This window comes from Pseudonocardia sp. DR1-2 (genome assembly GCF_023717215.1).
Classification (GTDB): Bacteria; Actinomycetota; Actinomycetes; order Mycobacteriales; family Pseudonocardiaceae; genus Pseudonocardia; species Pseudonocardia alni.
This window is the reverse complement of record NZ_JAMQOF010000006.1, coordinates 330,448-352,586: the sequence shown is the minus strand read 5'-3', so window position 1 is coordinate 352,586 and position 22,139 is coordinate 330,448. Positions and strand designations below refer to the sequence as shown.

Genomic DNA, 22,139 nt, shown 5'->3' with positions numbered 1-22,139 from the left:
GCGCTCAGCGTTCCTTCTTGCGCATCTTCTTCCGGGCACCCGGCTCGACCGGGAGCTCCTCGCCGCGGCTGCGGGCCACGGCGTCGTCGAGCCGGTCGCCCAGCTTCTCCAGCTCGCCGCGCAGGTAGTCCCGGCTAGCGGTCTCCCCGACGGCCAGGCGCAGCGCCGCCAGCTCCCGGGCGAGGAACTCGGTGTCGGCCTTCGTCCGCTCGGCGCGCCGCCGGTCCTCGTCCAGCGCGATCCGGTCCCGGTCGTCCTGCCGGTTCTGGGCCAGCAGGATCAGCGGTGCGGCGTACGCGGCCTGGGTGGAGAACGCCAGGTTGAGCAGGATGAACGGGTAGGGGTCCCACTGGATCGACCAGGCGACCAGGTTCAGCGCGATCCACACGACGACGATCACCGTCTGGATCGCGAGGAAGCGGCCCGTCCCGAGGAACCGGGCGATCCGCTCGGAGAAGCGGGCGAAGCCGTCCGGGTCCACCTCGAACCGCCGACGCCCGACGCGCGGCTGGTCCAGCCGCCGTCCGATCCCGGGCTCAGGCACCGTGCACCTCCCCGTCGTACGTACGGGCGCCGTTCGCGGCCCGCGCCGCGCCGCCGTGCACCTCGCCCGGGGCGAGGTCGCGGTCGCGCCAGCCCTGCGGCAGCAGGTGGTCCAGCACGTCGTCGACGGTGACCGCGCCCAGCAGGTGGTCCTCGGCGTCGACGACCGGGCCCGCCACCAGGTTGTAGCTGGCGAAGTAGCGGGTCACCTCGCCGAGCCCGGCCTCGGGCCCCAGCTGCGGCAGGTCGGCGTCGACCATCCCCGCGACCAGCTCGAACGGCGCCGCCCGCAGCAGCTGCTGGGCGTGCACGCAGCCCAGGTAGCGCCCGGTCGGGGTCGCGGTCGGCGGGCGGACGACGAACACCATCGACGCCAGCGCCGGGGGCACCTCCGGGTTGCGCACCCGGGCGAGCGCCTCGGCGACGGTCACGTCCGGCCCCAGCGTGATCGGCTCCGGGGTCATCAGGCCGCCCGCGGTGTCCCACTCGTAGCGCAGCAGGCGGCGCACGGGCTCGGACTCGTCGGGCTCCATGAGCTCCAGCAGCCGGCCCGCCTCGTCGTCGTCGAGCTCGCCGAGCAGGTCCGCCGCGTCGTCCGGGCTCATCGCCTCCAGGACGTCGGCGGCACGGTCGTCGTCGAGGTAGCCGAGCAGCTCGCGCTGGTCGGACTCGGACAGCTCCTCGAACACGTCGGCGAGCCGCTCGTCGTCCAGGGCGTCGACGACGTGGCGCTGCCGGTCGTCGGGCAGCCGCGACAGCGCCGCGGCGACGTCGGCCGGGCGCATCGAGTCGAACACCGCGAGCAGCCGGTCCGCGCCCTGCGCGGCGGCGACGTCGAGCCCGGACACGGCCTCCCAGCCGTACACCTCGACCCGCGGCCTGCGCGCCAGCCGGGTCCGCCGGAACCGCAGCGCCACCTTGGTGATCACCCAGTCCCGGGTCCGGCTCGGCTCGACCGCGACGTCGACGACCGAGCCCTCGATCCCGCCCTCGCGCACCGTCGCGGGGGAGTTCAGCAGCTGGCCGAGCACGAGGGTCTCGTTGGGGCGCTGGTCGAACGAGCGCAGGTTCACCGAGCCGCTGGCCAGCGTCACCGCGGTCGGCGCGATGTCGGCGACCCGCAGCATCGGCACGAAGATGCTGCGGCGCGCGGACAGGTCCACGACCAGGCCCAGCACCCGCGGTGGATGACTGTCCACGCGCAGCGACACCACGACGTCGCGGACCTTGCCGATCCGCTCACCGTCCGGGCCGTAGACGGCCAGGCCGGCCATCCGCGCGACGAACACCCGTACCGAGGCCATGGGGCCGAGACTAGAACCCCCGGCGGTACCGCGACCGCCCCGGCCGTGTGACTAGGCTCCCCCGCCGTGAACGAGCCGCAGCACGATCCCGGCCAGGGCCCCGAACCCCTCCGCTACGACATCGTCGACGTGTTCACCGACCGTCCGTACGCCGGTAACCCGCTCGCCGTCGTGCACGGCGCCGAGGCGCTGTCCACGGCCCGGATGCAGGCGATCGCGCGCGAGTTCAACCTGTCGGAGACGACGTTCCCGCTGGCCCCGACCGGCGACGGCGAGGGCGGCGCCGACTACCGGGTGCGGATCTTCACCCCGCTCGCCGAGCTGCCCTTCGCCGGGCACCCCAGCGTCGGCACCGCCTGGGTGCTGGCCCGCGACGGCGCCATCGGCGAGGGCGACCGCGTGCAGGAGTGCGGGGCCGGTCTGCTGCCCGTGCGGGTCGACGACACCGGCGCCCGGGTGTGGGGCGGCGCGCCGTCGGTCGGCCCCGAGCTGAACGCCGTCCGCCTCGCCGCCGCGCTCGGCCTCGGCCCCGACGACGTCGACGGCGCCGCCGTGCCGGGTGTGGCCGGGGCCGGGACCGACTTCGCGATCCTGCTCGTCGTCGCCGGCGCGGTCGCCCGCGCGGTGCCCGACCCCGCGGCGCTGGCCGCCGCGGTCGCCGACAGCGGCGCGACCGGGCTGCTCGTCGCCGCCGTCGACGCCACCGCCGAGCGGGTCCACGCCCGCATGTTCGGCATCGGGATCGGGGTTCCCGAGGACCCGGCGACGGGCTCGGCCGCCGTCGCGCTCGGGATCTTCCTCGCCGACCGCGGTCTGGTCACCGACGACGGCGAGCACTCCTTCGTCGTGACCCAGGGGGTGGAGATGGGCCGTCCGTCCACGTTGTACGCCGGCGTCCGCACCGAGGGCGGCCGGGCCGTCGGCAGCTGGGTCGGCGGGACCGTCGTCGCGGTGGCCAGGGGTTCCCTGACCCCACCTCCCGAACAGGGGTGACCGACGGGTAACCCCTCCTGACCACCGGCGGGTGAGAAACCAATCACCTGGACGGGGCGCCGCGGCCGTCGTCGTGCCAGCATCAGTCCTCAGCCCGAGCGCCCGTGTCGTGACGACGTCGTCGCCGCGACGCGGGCGAGGACGATCTCGACGAGGAGCCCGCCTGTGAGCACCACCCTCCGCGCCCGCCGGTCCTGCCTGGCCGTGCCCGGATCGAGCCAGAAGTTCATCGACAAGGCTCGCACGCTGAACTCCGACCAGGTCTTCCTGGACCTGGAGGACGCCTGCGCCCCGCTGGCCAAGCCCGGTGCGCGGACGACGATCGTCGAGGCCCTCAACGAGGGCGGCTGGGGCGAGAAGATCCGCGTCGTCCGGGTCAACGACTGGACCACCGAGTGGACCTACCGCGACGTCGTCGAGGTCGTCGAGGGCGCCGGCGCCAACCTCGACGCGATCATGCTGCCGAAGGTGCAGACCCCCGAGCAGGTCGTCGCGCTCGACCTGCTGCTGACCCAGATCGAGAAGACCAACGGTCTCGAGGTCGGGAGGATCGGCATCGAGGCGCAGATCGAGAACGCGCTGGGCCTGACCAACGTCAACGCCATCGCCACCGCGTCGCCGCGGGTCGAGACGATCATCTTCGGCCCGGCCGACTTCATGGCCTCGATCAACATGAAGTCGCTGGTCGTCGGCGAGCAGCCCCCCGGCTACGACGTGGGCGACGCCTACCACCACATCCTCATGTCGATCCTGATGGCGGCCCGCGCGCACGACAAGCAGGCCATCGACGGCCCGTACCTGCAGATCAAGGACGTCGACGGGTTCCGCCGGGTCGCCGGCCGGTCCGCGGCACTGGGCTTCGACGGCAAGTGGGTGCTGCACCCCGGCCAGATCGACGCCGCCAACGAGACCTTCTCCCCGGCGCAGAGCGACTACGACCACGCCGAGAACATCCTCGACGCCTACGAGTACTTCACCTCCGAGGCCGGCGGCAAGCGCGGCGCGGCGATGATCGGCGACGAGATGATCGACGAGGCCAGCCGCAAGATGGCGCTGGTGATCTCGGGCAAGGGCCGCGCGGCGGGCATGACCCGCACCGACAAGTGGACCCCGCCGGAGGCCTGAGCCCCGACCGCCCGCCACCGACGACGCTCACCGAGGAGTAACCAGCATGGCCCGGCTCGCCCAGACCGCCGGTCTGACCGACATCCAGACCGAGATCCTGTCCACCGTCCGCACGTTCGTGGACAAGGAGATCATCCCGCACGCGACGGCGCTGGAGCACGCGGACACCTACCCGCAGGACATCGTCGACGGGATGAAGGAGATGGGGCTGTTCGGCCTCATGATCCCGGAGGAGTACGGCGGCCTCGGCGAGTCGCTGCTCACCTACGCCCTGGTGGTCGAGGAGATCGCCCGCGGCTGGATGAGCGTCTCCGGCGTCATCAACACCCACTTCATCGTGGCGTACATGCTCCGCCAGCACGGCACGCAGGCGCAGAAGGAGAAGTACCTGCCGAGGATGGCCACGGGCGAGACCCGTGGCTCGTTCTCGATGTCCGAGCCCGACCTCGGCTCGGACGTCGCGGCGATCAAGACCCGCGCGAAGCAGGACGGCGACGACTACGTCATCGACGGCGCCAAGATGTGGCTGACCAACGGTGGCACGTCGAACCTGACCGCCGTGCTGGTGAAGACCGACGAGGGCGCCGAGCGTCCGCACCAGAACCTCACCACGTTCCTGGTGGAGAAGCCCACCGGCTACGGCGAGGTCGCCCCCGGCCTGATCGTCCCGGGCAAGATCGACAAGATGGGCTACAAGGGGGTCGACACCACCGAGCTGGTGTTCAAGGACCACCGGATCTCCGGTGAGCAGATCCTCGGCGGGGAGCGTGGCAAGGGCTTCGCGCACATGATGGACGGCGTCGAGGTCGGCCGCGTGAACGTCGCCGCCCGTGCCTGCGGCATCGCGATCCGGGCGTTCGAGCTGGGTGTCGAGTACGCCCAGCAGCGCTCGACCTTCGGCAAGCCGATCGTCCAGCACCAGGCGATCGCGTTCAAGATCGCCGAGATGGCGACCAAGGTCGAGGCCGCGCACCTGATGATGGTCAACGCCGCGCGCCTCAAGGACCGCGGCGAGCGCAACGACGTCGAGGCCGGCATGGCCAAGATGCTCGCCTCGGAGTACTGCAAGGAGGTCACCGAGGAGGCGTTCCGCATCCACGGCGGCTACGGCTACTCCAAGGAGTACGAGATCGAGCGCCTCATGCGCGAGGCGCCGTTCCTGCTCATCGGCGAGGGTACCTCGGAGATCCAGAAGACGATCATCTCCCGGGGTCTGCTGCGCGACTACAAGCTGCGCTGACCGCACCCGCGTCCACGGCCCCGTACCCCGTCCCGGGGTGCGGGGCCGTGTCGTCCGGTCGGTGGGGTGTGACCTGCGGCTCCGCGACTAGTGTTCGGGGCACGTCGCGGTCGGGTCGAACGTTGCACCGACGACGAGACAGGACATCTTCCACGAGGAGCACGCCATGACCAACCCCTTCGGCGGCCAGACTCGTCCGGCTCCGGGCCTGCCGCAGCTGCCCACTCCGCCGACCGGGTGGCCGGTGGGCTCCTACGCCACCTACGAGGAGGCGCAGCGGGCCGTCGACCACCTCGCCGACTCCGACTTCCCGGTCGCCGACGTGACGATCGTCGGCGTCGACCTGATGCTCGTCGAGCGGGTCATCGCCCGCCTGACCTGGGGTCGCGTGCTGGCCTCCGGCGCGGCGCAGGGCGCCTGGCTGGGTCTGTTCGTCGGTGTCCTGCTGTTCGTGTTCTCCCCGGACGGCAACTTCCTGCCCATCGTCGTCGGCCTGGTGTCCGGGGCGGTGTTCTTCATGGCCTTCGCCGCGGTCAGCTACAGCGCGAGCAAGGGCCGCCGGGACTTCCAGTCCGCCAGCCAGATGGTGGCGGGCCGCTACGACGTCCTGTGCGAGCCGCGCAACGCCGAGCGGGCCCGCGAGATGCTGGCCAAGCTGGCGATGGGCGGCCCCGGCGGGGGCTTCTGACCGGCTCCCGCCCCGCCCGCACGACCCCGCGGCCGTCGTCACCCGACCGGGTGGCGGCGGCCGTCGTGCGTCGGCAAGCGGACATCGGTTCCCACAGGGCACACCGCCTCCTATAGTTCGCGCGTCGGACATATCGGAGGGGCGCGATGACACAGGTGTCGGGCGGACCGGCGGGGCGTGAGCTCCCGCCGGCGGCGGTGGACGAGGAGGTGCTCCTCGCCGAACAGCGGGCGTGGACACCGTGGAAGATCGCGGTGTGGGCGGGGATCGCCCTGCTGGGCGGTCTGGCGTGGGTGATGCTCGCGCTGGTGCGCGGGGAGACGGTCAACGCGATCTGGTTCGTGTTCGCCGCGGTGAGCACCTACGCGATCGCGTACCGGTTCTACTCCCGCTACATCGAGAACAAGCTGCTGCGTCCGGACGACCGGCGCGCCACCCCGGCCGAGTACAAGGAGAACGGCCAGGACTTCCTGCCGACCGACCGGCGGGTCCTCTACGGCCACCACTTCGCCGCGATCGCCGGTGCCGGTCCGCTGGTCGGACCGGTCCTGGCCGCGCAGATGGGGTACCTGCCCGGCACGATCTGGATCATCGTCGGCGTCATCGTCGCCGGCGCGGTCCAGGACTACCTGGTGCTGTTCTTCTCGATGCGCCGCGGCGGGCGCTCGCTGGGCCAGATGGCCCGCGAGGAGCTCGGCCGGGTCGGCGGGATCGCGGCGATCATCGCGACCCTCGCCATCATGATCATCCTGATCGCGGTGCTCACGCTGGTCGTGGTGAACGCGCTCGGGGAGAGCCCGTGGGGCGTCTTCTCGGTGGCGCTGACCATCCCGATCGCCCTGTTCATGGGCGTCTACCTGCGGTACCTGCGGCCCGGGAAGGTCTCCGAGGTCTCCTGGATCGGCTTCGTGCTGCTGATCGGCGCGATCGTCGCCGGCGGCTGGGTCTCCGAGACCGGCTGGGGCCAGGCGCTGTTCACCCTGGACCGGACCACCATCGCCTGGGGCGTGATCGTCTACGGCTTCGTGGCCGCGGTGCTCCCGGTCTGGCTGCTGCTCGCCCCGCGCGACTACCTGTCGACGTTCATGAAGATCGGCACGATCGTGCTGCTCGCGGTGGCGATCATCGTCGTCCGCCCCGAGATCGCGGCACCCGCGTTCAGCGAGTTCGCCGGCCGGGACGACGGCCCCGTCGTCGCCGGGTCGCTGTTCCCGTTCCTGTTCGTGACGATCGCCTGCGGCGCGCTGTCCGGCTTCCACGCCCTGATCTCCTCGGGCACCACGCCCAAGCTGGTCGAGAAGGAGCGCCAGACCCGCTTCATCGGCTACGGCGGCATGCTCATGGAGTCCTTCGTGGCGATCATGGCGCTGGTCGCGGCGCTGTCGATCGACCGCGGGCTCTACTTCGCGATGAACGTGCCCGCGTCGCTGACCGAGGGCACCGTCGAGGGCGCGGCCGCGTTCGTGAACTCGCTCGGCCTGATGAACGTGAACGTCACCCCCGACCAGCTCGCGACGACCGCGGCACTGGTCGGCGAGGAGTCGATCGTCTCCCGCACCGGCGGTGCGCCGACGCTGGCGGTCGGCCTGGCGAACATCATGCAGCAGTTCATCGGCGGGCCCGGGATGATGAGCTTCTGGTACCACTTCGCGATCATGTTCGAGGCGCTGTTCATCCTCACCGCCGTCGACGCCGGCACCCGGGTGGCGCGCTTCATGCTGCAGGACGCGATCGGCACCGTGGCCCCGAGGTTCAAGGACACCTCGTGGCGGCCGGCCGCCTGGATCTGCACCGGGCTGATGGTCGGTGCCTGGGGAGCGATCCTGCTGATGGGCGTGACCGACCCGCTGGGCGGGATCAACACGCTCTTCCCGCTGTTCGGCATCGCGAACCAGCTGCTGGCGGCGATCGCGCTCGCGGTGTGCCTGGCGATCGCGGCCCGGCGCGGGCACGTGCGCTACCTGTGGATCATCGTCGTGCCGCTGGCGTTCGCCGCCGTCGTGACGGTCACGGCATCGATGTACAAGATCTTCTCCTCGAACCCGAAGATCGGGTACTGGGCGCAGCACTTCGCCTTCCGGGAGGCCATCGCCGCCGGGGAGACGAGCTTCGGCACCGCGGGAACCCCGCAGGCGATGGCGGCCGTCGTCCGCAACACCTTCGTCCAGGGCACGCTGTCGATCCTGTTCGTGACGCTCGCGCTCGTCGTGATCGTCGCCGCGGTCCTGGCCGCCTGGACGTCGATCTCGACGGGCGGCCGCCCGGACCACGAGGAGGAGCCGGTTCCCTCGCGGCTCTACGCCCCGGCCGGCCTGGTCGCGACCCCGGCGGAGAAGGAGCTGGAGAAGGAGTGGACCGAGACGGTCGGCACCCCGGCCCGGTCGGGGCACTGACCGTGGCGGGACCGACCGTGGCGGCCGCGACGCTGGCCCGGCTGCGGGCGCTGCACGGCTGGTGGCGCGGGGTGATCGGGGCGGACCTGTACGACCGCTACCTCGACCACCACCGTCGCAGCGGGCACGACCACCCGCCGATGACCGAGCGGGAGTACTGGCGGGCCCGCACCGCGTACCAGGAGAGCAACCCGCAGGGCCGCTGCTGCTGAGGCGGCACCCCGTCTCCGGCCGGATCCGCTGCGCCGCACGGGTGGCCGGAGCTCCACGTTCGGCCCAGCGCGCCCTCCCGGGTGGGTGTCACACCCCACCGGGGAGGGCGCGTCGGGTTCCGGACACGGGCTGCTGCGGGCAGGATCAGGCCCCGTGAGCGGCGAGGCGTGGCAGGAGAGCGACCAGATCCGCCCGGCCACGGTGCACCGTGCCTACGGGCGGGGTGCCGCGGGCTTCGACGCCTTCGTCGCGACCCTGCCCGGCTACCGCACCCACCTGCGGGTGTCGGCGTCACGGATGGGCCTGGGCGACGGCCACGGTCTGCGTCTGCTCGACGTCGGCTGCGGCACCGGGGTGTCCACCGAGGCGCTGTTGACCAGCGTCGGAGGTGCCGAGGTGGTCGCGGTGGACGCGTCCGCGGAGATGCTCGCCGTCGCCCGGAAGAAGAACTGGTCGCCCCGGGTGACGTTCGTGCACTCCCGGCTGGAGACCCTCGCCGAGGCCGGCATCGAGGGCCCGTTCGACGGGATCCTCGCGTCCTTCCTGGTGTCCAACCTGCCCGATGCCGAGCACGGCCTGCGCCGGCTGCTGAGCCTGCTCGCGCCCGGCGCCCCGCTGGCGGTGCACGACTACGCCGTCGGCGGCCGGAGCCGGATGCGCTGGACGACGGCGAACTGGACCTGGATGCTCCCGATGGCCTCGCTGCGCTGGGGGGCCGCGGACCTCGCCCGCTACCGGGCCAGGCGGATCGCGACGGCCGGTGGGCCCGAGCAGATGGTGCACCGGATGGAACGGGCCGGGTTCGACGACGTCCGCGTCCAGACCGTCGGCGGGGTCCAGCAGCACCTCGTGCACACGTTCCTGGGACGGCGCCCCGACGAGCCCGACGTGGTGGGGGAGCGCCAGGAACGCCGCGCCCGCCGCTCGGCCATCGCCGCCGCGGGGTGGCGGCCCCTCCGGGACGAGCCCGCCCCGGCTCCCGAGGACACGACCGGACCCGTCGACGAGGGCGGCCCCGAGGACCCCGGCTACGCCGAGACGCTCCCGGAGCAGGTGCTCGAGGACGACGGGGTCGAGGTGGGGGAGGGTGACGCCGACGTCGCCGCGGACCCGGCCCCGTCCGGTGCGGCGGACGACCCCGCCCCGACCGAGGACGACGACCCGGACACCCGCCCGCGCGGACACGCCGTCGCCCGGGCGCTGCGGTACGGGCTGCCGGACCCCCGTCCCGAGCCCCCCGGCCCCGGCGCCGCGGAACCCGGCCCCGGCGCCGCAGGCCCCGGCGCCACGGAACCCGAGCCCGGTGGCACCGCATCCGACCCCGGCGCCGCCGGACCCGACCGCGGCGCTGCCGAGCCCGGGCCTGCCGGCCCCGCCGCCGCGGGCCCCCGGCGCCCGGCGCCCGGCCCCCGTCCGCGCCGCCCGGTCGGGCTCCGGCGCCCCGGCCCCCCGCGGCCGCGCCCCGGGGACGCGCCCCCGCCCGCCGGGGACGACGAGCCGCCGACCCCGCCGACGGGCACCCGCCGGGTCTGACCGGCGGGCGTCCCGCGCCTACAGCCAGCCGTTGCGGCGGAAGTTGCGGTACAGCAGCCCGCACAGCGTCGCGATGACGATCAGGACCATCGGGTAGCCGAAGTCCCAGTGCAGCTCGGGCATCGAGTCGAAGTTCATGCCGTAGACGCCGGCGATCATCGTCGGCACCGAGATGAGGCCCGCGTAGGCGGTGATCTTCCGCATGTCGTTGTTCTGCCGCATGCTGATCTTCGCGAGGACCGCGTCGACCAGGGTGGTCAGCAGCTCGTTGAAACCGGCCACCTGCTCGGCGACGCCGCCGAGGTGGTCGTCGACGTCGCGGAAGTAGGACCGCACGTCGTGCGGGACCAGCGCGCTGTAGCCCTCGGCGAGCTTGCGCATCGGCCCGACCAGCGGCATCACCGCACGACGCAGGTCGAGGATCTCGCGCTTCATGACGTAGATCTGCTCGGGGTTCATCGTCGAGCGCGGCGAGAACACCTCGGCCTCGACGGCGTCGATGTCGTCCTCGATCTGCCCGCAGACCTCGATGTAGGAGTCGACGACGTGGTCGGCGATGGCGTGCAGCACCGCGGCCGGGCCGAGGGACAGCTGCTCCGGGTCGTCCTCGAGCCGTCGCCGGACCTCCCGCAGGCCGGTGTGGCGGCCGTGCCGGACGGTCACGACGAAGTCGCGCCCGAGGAAGGCCATGACCTCACCGGTCTCGACGATCTCGTTCGACGTCGTCGGGTCGGCGTGCCCGACGTAGCGGACGGTCTTGAGCACCATGAACAGCGTGTCGTCGTAGCGCTCGAGCTTGGGGCGGTTGTGCGCGTGCACGGCGTCCTCGACGGCGAGCTCGTGCAGCCCGTAGGTCTCGGCGACGCCGGCGATCTGCTCGGAGTCCGGCTCGTGCAGCCCGATCCAGACGAAGCCCTCGCCGCGCTCGCGGACCTCGGCGATCGCCTCGTCGTGGGTCCAGCGGCCGGGGAGACGGCGGCCGTCGACGTAGACGGCGCAGTCGACGACGTAGGCGGACAGCGGGACGCGCAGCCGGACGGGCGGGCTTGCTGCGGCCCGCGCCGCGGCGCGCTCGGCGCGGCGGGACGGGCGGATGGTGGGGCGGAGCTGGGAGAGCGAGGGCATCACGAGGACCACCTCCGGGCGTGCCGGTGCGGCTCGGGGGCGAGCGGCACCGGGGAACGGTGCGACCGCGCTGGGCGGCCGCCGGGCCGGAACTCGCCTCCCGCCGGGATCAGCCCGTGACGTACTCCGGGGCCGTGTGCAGCGGGAGGCGGCACCTACTGCTCGCCGGTGTCTGGGACGCGGACACCGCACTCACCTCCCTGCTGTTCCGGTGGACGTCCTGTGTCTCGTCCGTGCGCGGGCGGACGTCACCGAGATGTGACATCCCCGACCGTGCACGTGTGAGCCGGACCGCCCTTCCTCGCGCGGGCCACCGGATAGATTACTCCCGCAACGAATCGACAGCGTGATGGGAGCGTGAACGGTGCAGTTCGGGCGCTACTACGAGGAGTTCGAGGTCGGTGCGGTCTACAAGCACTGGCCCGGCAAGACGGTCACCGAGTACGACGACCACCTGTTCTGCCTCCTCACCATGAACCACCACCCGCTGCACATGGATGCGCACTACGCGGAGGAGACGACCGACTTCGGCAAGAACGTCGTGGTCGGCAACTACATCTACTCGCTGCTGCTGGGCATGTCCGTGCCGGACGTGTCGGGCAAGGCGATCGCGAACCTCGAGGTCGAGTCGCTCAAGCACACGAAGCCGACCTTCCACGGCGACACGATCTACGGCGAGACCGAGGTCCTCGACAAGACCCCGTCGAAGTCGAAGGACGACCGCGGCGTCGTGTACGTCGAGACCCGCGGCTACAAGCAGGACGGCACCGTCGTGTGCACCTTCCGCCGCAAGGTCATGGTGCCCAAGCGGTCCTACGGCGACAGCCGCGGCGGGGAGCAGCCCGGCCGTCCCACGCCGCAGGTCTGACCCGCGCCACAGCACGCCGGCACCGGCCCCCGACTCCGTCCCGGAGCGGGGGCCGTCGTGTGTCACCCACACGCATACCGCGGCGCCGGACGGGCACCCGCCGTGGCGGTCAGGTCCGGGGCAGGCAGTCCCAGCCGCCGAGGGTCTCGGTGAGGCCCTCGACGACGGCCAGCGCTGCGTAGCCCGCCCGGTCGACGAACCGGGCGTCGGTGGCGTCGTCGCCGGCCCGCGGGACGCCGTCGCCGGTCGCCAGGGTGCAGACGTAGTCGGCGATCCGGTACGGGCCGCGGAGGACCACCCCGGCCAGGCGCCCGGGGACGACCGTCAGGCCGGTCTCCTCGGCGAGCTCGCGGACCACGGCCTCGTGCTCGCTCTCGCCCGCCTCGACCCGGCCGCCGGGGACCGACCAGAGCCCCCGACCAGGCTCGTTCGCCCTGCGGACGAGCAGCAATCGTCCGTCCGGGTCGAACACGATTCCACCCACGCAGGCGACGTGTCGGCTACTGTCGGTCATCCGGAACGACGGTACGCTGCTCGGGTGCCGGTACCGGGGCCAGTCGGCCCTCCGGTACCAATGACATGTCTGTGTGTCCGACACACCGAGAAACGGGTGGGCAGGGAACGTGAAGAAGATCCTGATCCTGGTAGCGGTGGCGCTGGGGATCTTCCTGGTGATCACCAATCCCAATGGTGCGGCCGGTTCGGTCTCGAACGTGGGCAACATCCTCTACGACGCGGCGCAGTCCGTCTCGACCTTCGTCACCAACCTGATCTGAGCCCGTGCTCGCGCCCCGGGAGATCGACGAGTACCTGCTCCCCACGGAGCGACGCGTCATCCGTGTGCGCCAGCACTGGGCGGTGATGGTCAAACACATCTGGCAGACGGCGCTGTTCATCGTCGTGGTGATCGGTGTCGAGCAGCTGCTCGACCGGCCCGGGGTCGACCCGGTGCTGGACGTCGTGGTCGACAACCTGGCGTTCTACCTGGTCGTCGTCGCGGTCCTGCGCTACACGGCGCTGTCGATCCTCTGGTGGATCGAGCGGATCGTGATCACCGACAAGCGGGTGATGATCGCCCAGGGGATCATCGTGCACAACGTCGGCATGATGCCCCTGGGCAAGGTCACCGACCTGACGTTCCAGCGTTCGCTGTCCGGGCGCATGCTCGGCTACGGGACGATGGTCGTCGAGTCCGCGGGCCAGATCCAGGCGCTGAACCGCATCGACTACATGCCGCGCCCCGAGGAGATCTACGAGGCGCTCTCCGAGCTGGTCTTCGGGGAGAAGGGCAAGACCCGCGCGACCGGCATGCTCGCCAAACCGCGCTGGCGGCGCTGACCCGCCGCCACCTCCCCGGAGCGCCGTCCCGGCGCCCCGGCACAGCCCGTCCCGACGCGGGGCCGCGCACCGTGCGCGGCCCCGCGTCGTCGTGTGCGCACCCGGCGTCCGGGGTGTGGTCGCGGGCCCGCGGCACTTGACGTACGCCGGCAGCGCCTTATCGTTCACAGAACGAATCAATCGTTCGGTGAACGAGTGGGGGTGTGCGCGTGCCGGTGACACTGACCCGCCGGGCCGCTCTGCGCGGCGGACTGGCCGGGCTGGGCCTGGCCGGGCTCGGCGCCGCGGGGCTCACCGGCTGCGGCGGCGCCCCCGCGACGGCGGCGATCCCGGAGGCGGGGCCGGCCGGACCGGCCCGTCGCGGCGGGCGGATGGTCATCGCCCGGCCGCCCGCGTCCGGGGCCGAGACCCTGGACCCCGCGAGCTCGCTGTCGGCCTACGAGTACCTCGGCGCGCTCTACGACCGGCTCGTCGTCCTCGACGACACCGGGGCCGCCGTCCCGGGGCTCGCCGAGTCGTGGGAGTCGACCCCGGACGCGCGCACCTGGCGGTTCCGGCTGCGCCGCGGCGTCACCTTCCACCACGGTCGCGAGCTCACCGCCGCCGACGCCGTCCACACGCTGCGGCGGATCCTGGACCCGGCGACGTCGTCGCCGATGGCCGGGGTGTTCGCCGGGCTGCTGGAGCCGGCCGGACTGTCGGCGCCGGACCGGTACACGCTGCAGGTCGCGCTGGCGAAGCCCGCGGCGGAGCTCCCGTCGCTGCTGTCGGGCTACCAGTGCGGGGTGCTGCCGGCGTCGGGGGAGATCGGGGTCGGCACCGGCCCGTTCGTGCTCGGCGGGTTCACCCCGGCCGGGCGCGGCGGCGTCACCGCCCACGAGGACCACTGGGCGGGCCGCCCGCACCTCGACGAGATCGCGTTCGCCTCCGTCGCCGACGCCCAGGCCCGCACCAACGCGCTGCTGGCCGGGCAGGTGCACCTGCTCATGCAGACCAACCTCGACACCGCCACCGCCCGGGTGGTGGCGTCCTCACCGCGCACCACGGTGGCGCGCTCGCGCAACGCCCAGTGGTACACGATCCCCATGCTCGCGACGGCCGCGCCGTTCACCGACCCCGCGGTCCGCGACGCCGTCCGGCTGGCCTACGACCCGCAGGCCGTGCTGGACACGGCGGCGCGCGACGCCGGCGTCGTCGGCGGGGACAACCCGGTCCCGCCCGAACAGCGGGACTGGGTCTCGACGCTGCGCCCGCGCGACCCCGACCGGGCCCGGTCGCTGCTGCGCCGCGCCGGTGCCGAGGGACTGGAGCTCGACGTCTACACCTCGGCCTACGACCCGCTGTTCACCCCGGTCGCGGTCGCCTTCGCCGACTCCCTCGCCGACGCCGGGATCCGCGCCCGGCTGGTCACCGCCCCGGCCGACTCCTACTACACCCAGGTGTGGATGACCCGCCCGCTGTGCGTGTCGTACTGGTTCACCGGCCGCCCGATCGACCAGCTGCTCAACCAGATCTTCCGGTCCGGGTCGTCGTACAACGAGTCCGCCTGGGCCGACCCCCGGTTCGACGCGATGCTCGACGCCGCCCGGGCCGAGACCGACGCGGCCCGCCGTCGCACGCTCTACCAGGACGCCCAGCGCTACGTCGCCACCCACGGCTCCGCGCTCACCCCGATGTTCGCCGACCGCCTGGTCGGCATGTCCCGCGACGTCCGCGGCTACCGCGAGCACGGGTTCGAGTTCGACTACCGCGGGCTGGGATTCGCATGACCGCCTACGTGCTGCGCCGGCTCGGCGTCTCGGTGCTGACCCTGCTGCTGGCCTCGGTGCTCGTCTTCGTCGCGCTCCAGGCCCTGCCGGGGGACCTCGCCACCCAGCTGCTCGGCCGCGACGCGACGCCCGACGCGGTCGCGGCGCTGCGCGAGCAGCTCGGCCTCGACCGGCCCGCCTGGGAGCGCTACCTCGGCTGGCTGGGCGCCGCGCTCACCGGTGACCTCGGGACGTCGCTGGTCAGCGGGGACCCGGTCACGGCCGACCTGGCCGTGCACCTGCGCAACACCCTGCTCGTCGCCGGGCCCGCGGTGCTCGTCGGCATCCCGCTCGCGGTGGCGCTCGGCGTCGTCGCGGGGCTGTACCGCGACCGCGCGCCGGACCTGGTGATCTCCACGATCTGCCTGGTGGGGATGAGCGTGCCCGAGTTCGTCGTGGCGACCGTGCTGGTGCTACTGCTCGCGATCACGGTCCCGCTCGCGCCCGCCGTCGTGCTGGACGGGCCGACCGCGCCCGTCGCCGACCTGGCCGGGGCGATCTGGCTGCCCGCGATCGCGCTCACCACGGTCATGGCCGCCTACATCGTGCGGATGGCCCGGGCCGGGGTGATCGACACGATGGGCTCGGAGTTCGTCACGACCGCGACGCTCAAGGGTGTGCCGCGCGGCCGGATCGTCCTCGCCCACGTGCTGCCCTCGGCGCTGCTGCCGACGCTCAACGTCATCGCGGTGAACCTGGCCTGGCTGATCGGAGGAGCCGTCGTGGTCGAGGCGGTGTTCAACTACCCGGGTGTCGGGACGCTGATGCTGCGCGCGGTGCAGAACCGCGACGTCCCGACCCTGCAGGCGGTCGCGGTGCTCGGCGCGGTCGTCTACGTCGTGGTCAACCTGGCCGCCGACCTCGCGGCGATGGCGCTGGACCCGCGGCTGCGGAGCACCCGGTGAGCCGGGCGCCGCTGCTCGTCGGGGTCGCGCTGGTCGGGCTGCACCTGGTGCTCGCCCTGGCCGCGCCGCTGCTGTCGCCCTGGTCCCCGGTCGTCAGCGACCCGGCGGTGGCGCTGCAGGACCCGTCCTGGGCGCACTGGGCGGGCACCGACGCCTACGGCCGCGACGTGCTGGCCCGGGTCCTGTACGGCGGCCGGTACGCGCTCGCGGTGTCGGTCGCCGCGACCGTCGCCGCGGTCGGGCTCGGCACCCTGCTCGGCTGCCTGGTCGCCCTGCGCGGCGGGTGGCTCGACGATGCCGTCATGCGCGTCCTGGACGCGGTGCTGGCCGTCCCGCCGGTGCTGGCCCTGCTCGTGGTCGTGTCCGTCCTCGGCGCCGGCCCGGCGGTCGTCGTGCTCGCGGTGACCGTCACCTACGCCCCGGCGGTGGTCCGCGTCGTGCGCGCCGCCGCGATGTCGGTGGTCCGGCTCGACTTCGTCGCCGCGGCCCGGATGCGCGGTGAGCGCACCGGGTCGGTGCTGGTCCGCGAGGTCCTGCCGAACGTCGTCGGGGTCGTCGCGGTGGAGTTCGCGCTGCGCGCGTCCTGGGTGGTGCTGCTGATCAGCTCGCTGTCGTTCCTCGGGTTCGGGGCCGCGCCCCCGACGCCGGACTGGGGGCTCATGGTCGCCGAGAACCGCACCGCCGTCACCGTCGTGCCGTGGAGCGTGCTCGCCCCGATCCTCGCGCTGGCCACGCTGGTCATCGGGCTGAACCTGGCCGCGGACGGGCTGGCGAACCGGTGGGGCGTCGACCGGATGACCGCGGGGGCCCGCCGGTGAGCGCCCCGGTCGCCCGGGTCTCCGGTCTCGGGATCGCCTACCGGGCGGGCCGGGCCGACGTGCCCGTCGTGCGCGGGGTGTCCTTCGCCGTCGAGCCGGGGTGCACGCTCGGCCTGGTCGGGGAGTCCGGGAGCGGCAAGTCCACCGTCGCCGCGGCGCTGCTCGGGCACCTGCGCCGCGGGTCGCGGATCACCGCGGGCACCGTCGCGCTGCACGGCGAGGACGTGTTCGCCGCAGGTCCGCGACGGGTGCGCGCGCTGCGCCGCGGGACCGTCGCGATGGTCGCGCAGAACTCCGGGGCGGTGCTGACGCCGTCGATGCGGATCGGCGTCCAGCTCGCCGAGGCGCTGCCCGAGGGGACCGGCGACCGGGACACCCGGGTCGCGGAGCTGCTCGACCGCGTCCGGCTCGACCCCGCCCTGGCGCCGCGGTACCCGCACCAGCTCTCCGGCGGGCAGCAGCAGCGGGTCTCGATCGCCATGGCCGTCGCGGCCCGGCCGGACCTGCTCGTGCTCGACGAGCCGACCACCGGGCTGGACGTGCTCACCCAGGAAGAGGTGCTGCGACTGCTGGCCGAGCTCGCCGAGGCCGACGGCCTGGCGAGCGTGCTGGTCAGCCACGACCTCGGCGTCGTGCGGCGGATGGCCGACGAGGTGCTGGTCCTGCGCGACGGCGAGCCCGTCGAGCAGCGCCCGGCGCCGGAGCTGTTCGCCGGCCCGCGCACCGACTACACCCGGCGGCTGCTCGCCTCGGTGCCGCGGCTGACCGACACCGGGCTCGCCGAGGTCGGCGCGGACGGCACCCGCACCGTCCGCGACCGCGCCGCCGGCGCGCCGGCGGGCGACCGCCCGGTCGCGGTGCAGGTCGACGGCGCCCGGATCACCTACGGCGGCACCGTCGCCGTGGAGGACGTGTCGTTCACCGTGCGCCGCGGTGAGGTCCTGGCGATCGTCGGGGAGTCGGGCAGCGGCAAGTCCACCCTGGCCCGGGCGCTCGCCGGCCTCGTCACCCCGGCCGGCGGGACGCTGCGGCTGCGTACTCCGAGCGGCACCCCGGACGGCGACCACGGCGGCTCCCCGGCCGGCGACCTGTCCCGCCCCGCGGGACGGCGGCCGGTCGAGGTCCGCCGGGCCCTGCAGATGGCCTTCCAGAGCGCCGACACCGCGCTGAACCCGCGCCGCACCGTCGGCTCGTCGCTGGCCCGGCCGGTCCGGCTGTTCGGCACGGCGACCGGGCGCACGGGCGTCGCCCGCCGGGTCGCGGAGCTGGTCGCCGACGTGCGGCTCGACGCGTCGTTCGCCGGGCGGCTCCCGGCGCAGCTCTCGGGCGGGCAGCGCCAACGGGTGGGGATCGCCCGCGCGCTGGCCGGGGACCCGGCCGTCGTCGTCGCGGACGAGGTGACCACCGCGCTCGACGTCTCGGTGCAGGCCTCGGTGCTGGCGCTGCTCGACGACCTGCGCCGCGAGCGGGACCTCGCCGTGCTGCTGATCAGCCACGACCTCGCCGTGGTGCGCGGCATCGCCGACCGCGTGCTGGTGCTGCGGCACGGCCGGGTCGTCGAGCACGGGCCGACCGCGGAGGTCTTCGCCGACCCGCAGCACCCCTACACCCGCGAGCTGCTCACCGCCGCCCGCTACACCGATCTCGGCAGTCCTGAGGAGACCCCCGCACCATGAGGTACCGCGACGCGTTCCCGCGCCGCACCGAGACCGTCGACGCCTGGATCCCCACCCGCGACGGCACCCGGCTGCACGCCCGCATCCAGCTCCCGGTCGACGCCCTCGACGACCCGGTGCCCGCCCTGCTGGAGTACCTGCCCTACCGCAAGGACGACTGGACCGCGCCCCGCGACGCCGCCCGCCACCCCTGGTACGCCGGGCACGGCTACGCCTCGGTGCGCGTCGACGTCCGGGGCACCGGCGACTCCGAGGGGCTGCTGCTCGACGAGTACACCCCGGCCGAGCTGGCCGACGGCGTCGACGTCGTCGGGTGGCTGGCCGCGCAGCCGTGGTGCACCGGCCGGGTCGGGATGTTCGGGATCTCCTGGGGCGGGTTCAACGCCCTGCAGGTCGCCGCGCTCGCCCCCGACGCGCTCCGGGCGGTCGTCACCGTCTGCTCCACCGACGACCGCTACGACAACGACGTGCACTACACCGGCGGCGCCGTGCTCGGCATCGACATGGCGGGCTGGTCGGGCACGATGCTGGCGTTCACCGCCCGGCCGCCGGACCCGGCCGTCGTCGGGGATCGGTGGCTGCCGATGTGGCGCGAGCGCCTGGAGGCGGCCGAACCGTTCCTGCACCACTGGCTGGCCCATCCCGAGCGCGACGACTACTGGCGGCACGGCTCGGTCTGCGAGGACCCCTCGGCGATCCGGGCCGCGGTGCTCGCCGTCGGCGGCTGGAACGACCCGTACCGCGACACCGTGCTCCGCCTGCTTTCCACACTGGACGCACCGGTGCGCGGGATCGTCGGCCCGTGGGCCCACCGCTACCCCGACATCGAGCTGCCGCCCGGCCCCGCGATCGGGTTCCTGCAGGAGACGCTGCGCTGGTGGGACCGCTGGCTCAAGGACGAGCCCACCGGCGTCGAGGACGACCCGCCGCTGCGGGCGTGGATCCAGGAACCGGTCCGGCCCGCCACCACCTACCCCGAGCGTCCCGGGCGGTGGGTCGGCAGCACGGTCGTCGGGGAGACCACCCGCGAGCTGGTGCTGGGCACCGGGAGCGAGCCGGTCGTCGTCGCCGCGCCGGACCACACCGGGATCGACGCCGGGCGCTACTTCCCCTTCGGCAACCCCACCGACCTGCCGCCCGACCAGCGCGCCGAGGACGGCCGCTCGGTGTGCTTCGACCTCGGCCCGCTGCCCGAGCGCGTCGAGATCCTGGGCAGGCCGGTGGTGCGGCTGCGCCTGGACGCCGACCGGCCCGCGGCCGCCGTCGTCGTCCGGCTGTGCACCGTGGACGACGACGGCGCGTCCACACTGGTCACCCGGGGTGTGCTGAACCTGACCCGCCGCCACGGCCGCGACCGCACCGTGCCGTGGACCCCGGGCGTCCCCGAGACGGTCGAGGTTCCGCTGATGGCGACCGGCTCGGCCGTCCCCGCCGGCGGGCGGCTGCGGGTCGCGGTCTCGCAGACGTACTGGCCGTGGGTGTGGCCGCACCCCGAGCCGGTACGCCTGACGGTCGTGCCCGACCGGAGCTCGCTGACCCTGCCGCTGAACACCGGCACCGACCTCCCGGCGACGACGTTCGGCCCGCCCGAGCAGGCGCCGCCGCTGCCGGTGACGACCACCCCGCCGCCGGACCGTCCCGAACGCGAGGTGCTCCACGACGTCGGCACCGGCACCTGGGAGCTGCGCGTCGACCCCCGCTACGGCGGCTCGCGCACCTTCCCCGACGGTCTGTCCTACGCCGAGGACACCCGCGAGACCTACCGGATCACCGACGGCGACCCGCTCTCGGCGCGCGCCGAGTCGGCCTGGACGATCGCGATCGGCCGCGGCGACTGGCGGACCGACGTCGAGACCCGCTCGGTGCTCACCGCGACCGCCACCGACTTCGTCGCCGACAGCTCGCTGGTCGCCCGGCACGGCGACGAGGTCGTCGCCGAGCGACGCTGGCACCGCACGATCCCGCGGCGGGGCGCATGAGCGCCCGGCCCGCGCGGCGCCGCCAGCCCACCGAGGTCCGGCGCGCGATGGTGCTCGAGGCGGTCCCGGCCCTGGTCTCCGAGCGCGGCGTGCGCGGCACCGGCATCCGGGACATCGCCGCCGCGGCCGGGGTGTCGGTCGGGACGCTGACCTACCACTTCTCCGGGGTCCGGGAGATCCTCGCCGAGTCCCTCGCCGTGCAGCTCGCCGCCTACTACGATCCGCTGCGGGAGCGGGCCGCGGCGCTGGCCCCGCGCGACGGCCTGGACCTGCTGCTCGCCGCCTCGCTCGACGAGGAGACCCGGCCGCACTGGCGGCTGTGGTTCGAGTGCTGGCAGGACGGCGTGTGGGACGACGAACGGTCCCAGCACGAGCGCTACACCGGCTGGCACGCCGTCCTGCGGGACCTGGTCCTCGCCGGGGTCGCCGACGGCTCGCTGCGCTGCGCGGACCCCGACGGCACCGCCGCCCGGCTCGTCGCGCTGGTCGACGGGCTGGCCCTGCAACGGCTGCGCGGGGTGCCCCCGATGTCGTCGGAGCAGGCCGTCGCGCACGTCCGGACCGCGCTGGCCGACTGGACCGGGTCCTCCCACCCGACGGGGGAGTAGGCGCCCCGTCCCGGGGTGCGTCGGCGGTGCGCGGGGCTAGGGTCGGGCGCGTGTCCGTCATCGACCTGCACGCCCACTCCACCGCGTCCGACGGCACCGACTCCCCGGCCGGGCTGGTCCGGGCGGCCGGCGCCGCGGGGCTCGACGTCGTCGCGATCACCGACCACGACACCACCGCCGGATGGGCCGAGGCGGGGGCCGCGCTGCCGGCCGGTCTCGCACTGGTGCGCGGCGCCGAGTTCTCCTGCCTGAGCCCGACCGGCCGCACGGGCGAGCCGCGCTGCTCGGTGCACCTGCTCGGCTACCTGTTCGACCCGGAGCACTCCGCGATCGTCGCGGAGCAGGAGCGGCTGCGGTCCGAGCGGGTGCAGCGACTGGAGACGATGATCGGGCGGATGGCCGCCGACGGGTACCCGGTCGACGTCGACACCGTGTTCGCGCACCTGCCCGAGGGCGGCAGCGCGGGCCGGCCGCACCTGGCCCGGGCGCTCGTCGCGGCCGGCGTCGTCGGGTCGGTCGACGAGGCCTTCGCCGAGCTGCTGCACAACGACAGTCCCTACTACGTGCCACGGGCCGACACCCGGGTCGAGACGGCCGTCGAGATGATCGTCGCGGCGGGCGGGGTCGCGGTGTTCGCGCACCCACTGGCCCGCAGGCGCGGTGTGGTCGTGGAGCCGTCGGTGCTCGTCGACCTCGTCGGCTGGGGGCTGGGCGGGATCGAGGTCGACCACCCGAACCACGCCCCGGCCGACCGCGAGCTGCTGCGCGGGATCACCGCCGAGCACGGCCTGCTCACGACCGGCTCCAGCGACTACCACGGCACGAACAAGACGACCCCGCTGGCCGAGGAGACGACCGACCCGGAGGTCTACGCGGCACTGACCGAACGGGCCACCGGCGTCCCCGTGCTGCACGGCGGATCCGGCGGCACCGCGTGACGGTGCGTCGCCGGGAGTGATCGACGGTCGGTGACCGTCCCGGA

Annotated in this window: 21 protein-coding genes; 17 read left to right on the top strand and 4 right to left on the bottom strand. The window is 73.7% G+C overall.

Translation table 11 applies throughout. The features are described 5' to 3' along the window. Nucleotides 1–4: 4 nt before the first annotated feature. On the bottom strand, nt 5–544 hold the full coding sequence (locus ND486_RS19780) for a DUF1003 domain-containing protein (RefSeq protein ID WP_224403477.1): 540 nt from the start codon (nt 542–544) through the stop codon (nt 5–7). Beyond that, complete coding sequence (locus ND486_RS19775) at nt 537–1,847, bottom strand: magnesium transporter MgtE N-terminal domain-containing protein (protein WP_251785687.1); 1,311 nt, start codon at nt 1,845–1,847, stop codon at nt 537–539. Before ND486_RS19775 ends, ND486_RS19780 begins: the two co-directional genes overlap by 8 nt. 66 nt (nt 1,848–1,913) lie before the next feature. Here ND486_RS19775 and ND486_RS19770 point away from each other — a divergent pair, with 66 nt between their 5' ends. The 7 genes from ND486_RS19770 to ND486_RS29280 all read left to right on the top strand — a co-directional run bounded on the left by ND486_RS19770 (nt 1,914) and on the right by ND486_RS29280 (nt 10,032). Beyond that, nucleotides 1,914–2,840, top strand: a complete 927-nt coding sequence (locus ND486_RS19770) for a PhzF family phenazine biosynthesis protein (protein WP_251785685.1) — start codon at nt 1,914–1,916, stop codon at nt 2,838–2,840. A gap of 165 nt (nt 2,841–3,005) precedes the next feature. Then, nucleotides 3,006–3,965, top strand: coding sequence for a CoA ester lyase (locus ND486_RS19765; RefSeq protein ID WP_062400493.1), 960 nt, complete (start codon nt 3,006–3,008; stop codon nt 3,963–3,965). A 46-nt stretch (nt 3,966–4,011) separates the two neighbouring features. Continuing rightward, nucleotides 4,012–5,205 (top strand): acyl-CoA dehydrogenase family protein, encoded by a 1,194-nt coding sequence (locus tag ND486_RS19760; RefSeq protein ID WP_251785684.1) that lies wholly within the window; start codon nt 4,012–4,014, stop codon nt 5,203–5,205. 166 nt (nt 5,206–5,371) lie between these two features. After that, the gene (locus tag ND486_RS19755; protein WP_062400497.1) at nt 5,372–5,893 is read left to right on the top strand and encodes a general stress protein; all 522 of its coding nucleotides are present in this window, start codon (nt 5,372–5,374) and stop codon (nt 5,891–5,893) included. Between the two features lie 146 nt (nt 5,894–6,039). Next, a complete protein-coding gene (locus ND486_RS19750) occupies nt 6,040–8,286 on the top strand; it encodes a carbon starvation CstA family protein (RefSeq protein WP_251785683.1) in 2,247 nt (748 codons plus the stop codon). A 2-nt stretch (nt 8,287–8,288) separates the two neighbouring features. Continuing rightward, on the top strand, nt 8,289–8,498 hold the full coding sequence (locus ND486_RS19745; RefSeq protein ID WP_202968085.1) for a YbdD/YjiX family protein: 210 nt from the start codon (nt 8,289–8,291) through the stop codon (nt 8,496–8,498). Nucleotides 8,499–8,652: 154 nt separating this feature from the next. Further along, nucleotides 8,653–10,032 (top strand): methyltransferase domain-containing protein, encoded by a 1,380-nt coding sequence (locus ND486_RS29280; RefSeq protein WP_308215864.1) that lies wholly within the window; start codon nt 8,653–8,655, stop codon nt 10,030–10,032. An 18-nt stretch (nt 10,033–10,050) separates the two neighbouring features. Here ND486_RS29280 and corA read toward each other — a convergent pair whose 3' ends face one another. Continuing rightward, on the bottom strand, nt 10,051–11,157 hold the full coding sequence (gene corA / locus ND486_RS19735; protein ID WP_062404203.1) for a magnesium/cobalt transporter CorA: 1,107 nt from the start codon (nt 11,155–11,157) through the stop codon (nt 10,051–10,053). A 364-nt stretch (nt 11,158–11,521) separates the two neighbouring features. Here corA and ND486_RS19730 point away from each other — a divergent pair, with 364 nt between their 5' ends. Then, on the top strand, nt 11,522–12,025 hold the full coding sequence (locus tag ND486_RS19730; protein ID WP_020623563.1) for a MaoC family dehydratase: 504 nt from the start codon (nt 11,522–11,524) through the stop codon (nt 12,023–12,025). Between the two features lie 109 nt (nt 12,026–12,134). Here ND486_RS19730 and ND486_RS19725 read toward each other — a convergent pair whose 3' ends face one another. Further along, the gene (locus ND486_RS19725) at nt 12,135–12,539 is read right to left on the bottom strand and encodes an NUDIX hydrolase (RefSeq protein WP_251785682.1); all 405 of its coding nucleotides are present in this window, start codon (nt 12,537–12,539) and stop codon (nt 12,135–12,137) included. A gap of 109 nt (nt 12,540–12,648) precedes the next feature. Here ND486_RS19725 and ND486_RS19720 point away from each other — a divergent pair, with 109 nt between their 5' ends. The 9 genes from ND486_RS19720 (at nt 12,649) to ND486_RS19680 (ending at nt 22,095) form a co-directional block, all read left to right on the top strand. Beyond that, entirely contained in the window at nt 12,649–12,801 is a 153-nt protein-coding gene (locus ND486_RS19720) for a hypothetical protein (protein ID WP_167379107.1), read from the top strand. Nucleotides 12,802–12,805: 4 nt separating this feature from the next. Continuing rightward, on the top strand, nt 12,806–13,363 hold the full coding sequence (locus ND486_RS19715; protein ID WP_062400505.1) for a PH domain-containing protein: 558 nt from the start codon (nt 12,806–12,808) through the stop codon (nt 13,361–13,363). Between the two features lie 209 nt (nt 13,364–13,572). Further along, entirely contained in the window at nt 13,573–15,132 is a 1,560-nt protein-coding gene (locus ND486_RS19710) for an ABC transporter substrate-binding protein (RefSeq protein ID WP_251785681.1), read from the top strand. Further along, on the top strand, nt 15,129–16,076 hold the full coding sequence (locus ND486_RS19705) for an ABC transporter permease (protein WP_251785679.1): 948 nt from the start codon (nt 15,129–15,131) through the stop codon (nt 16,074–16,076). Before ND486_RS19710 ends, ND486_RS19705 begins: the two co-directional genes overlap by 4 nt. Continuing rightward, nucleotides 16,073–16,894 carry an ABC transporter permease gene (locus ND486_RS19700; protein WP_251785678.1) on the top strand — a complete coding sequence of 274 codons (822 nt, stop codon included), beginning with the start codon at nt 16,073–16,075 and terminating at the stop codon, nt 16,892–16,894. The genes ND486_RS19705 and ND486_RS19700 overlap by 4 nt, the downstream gene beginning before the upstream one ends. After that, nucleotides 16,891–18,570 carry an ABC transporter ATP-binding protein gene (locus ND486_RS29870; protein ID WP_251785676.1) on the top strand — a complete coding sequence of 560 codons (1,680 nt, stop codon included), beginning with the start codon at nt 16,891–16,893 and terminating at the stop codon, nt 18,568–18,570. Before ND486_RS19700 ends, ND486_RS29870 begins: the two co-directional genes overlap by 4 nt. Further along, on the top strand, nt 18,567–20,549 hold the full coding sequence (locus ND486_RS19690) for a CocE/NonD family hydrolase (protein WP_251785674.1): 1,983 nt from the start codon (nt 18,567–18,569) through the stop codon (nt 20,547–20,549). The genes ND486_RS29870 and ND486_RS19690 overlap by 4 nt, the downstream gene beginning before the upstream one ends. Beyond that, nucleotides 20,546–21,157: a TetR/AcrR family transcriptional regulator gene (locus ND486_RS19685; RefSeq protein ID WP_251785672.1), complete on the top strand. Its 612-nt coding sequence runs from the start codon at nt 20,546–20,548 to the stop codon at nt 21,155–21,157. Before ND486_RS19690 ends, ND486_RS19685 begins: the two co-directional genes overlap by 4 nt. A 50-nt stretch (nt 21,158–21,207) precedes the next feature. Beyond that, nucleotides 21,208–22,095 carry a PHP domain-containing protein gene (locus tag ND486_RS19680; RefSeq protein ID WP_251785669.1) on the top strand — a complete coding sequence of 296 codons (888 nt, stop codon included), beginning with the start codon at nt 21,208–21,210 and terminating at the stop codon, nt 22,093–22,095. Nucleotides 22,096–22,139 lie beyond the last annotated feature (44 nt).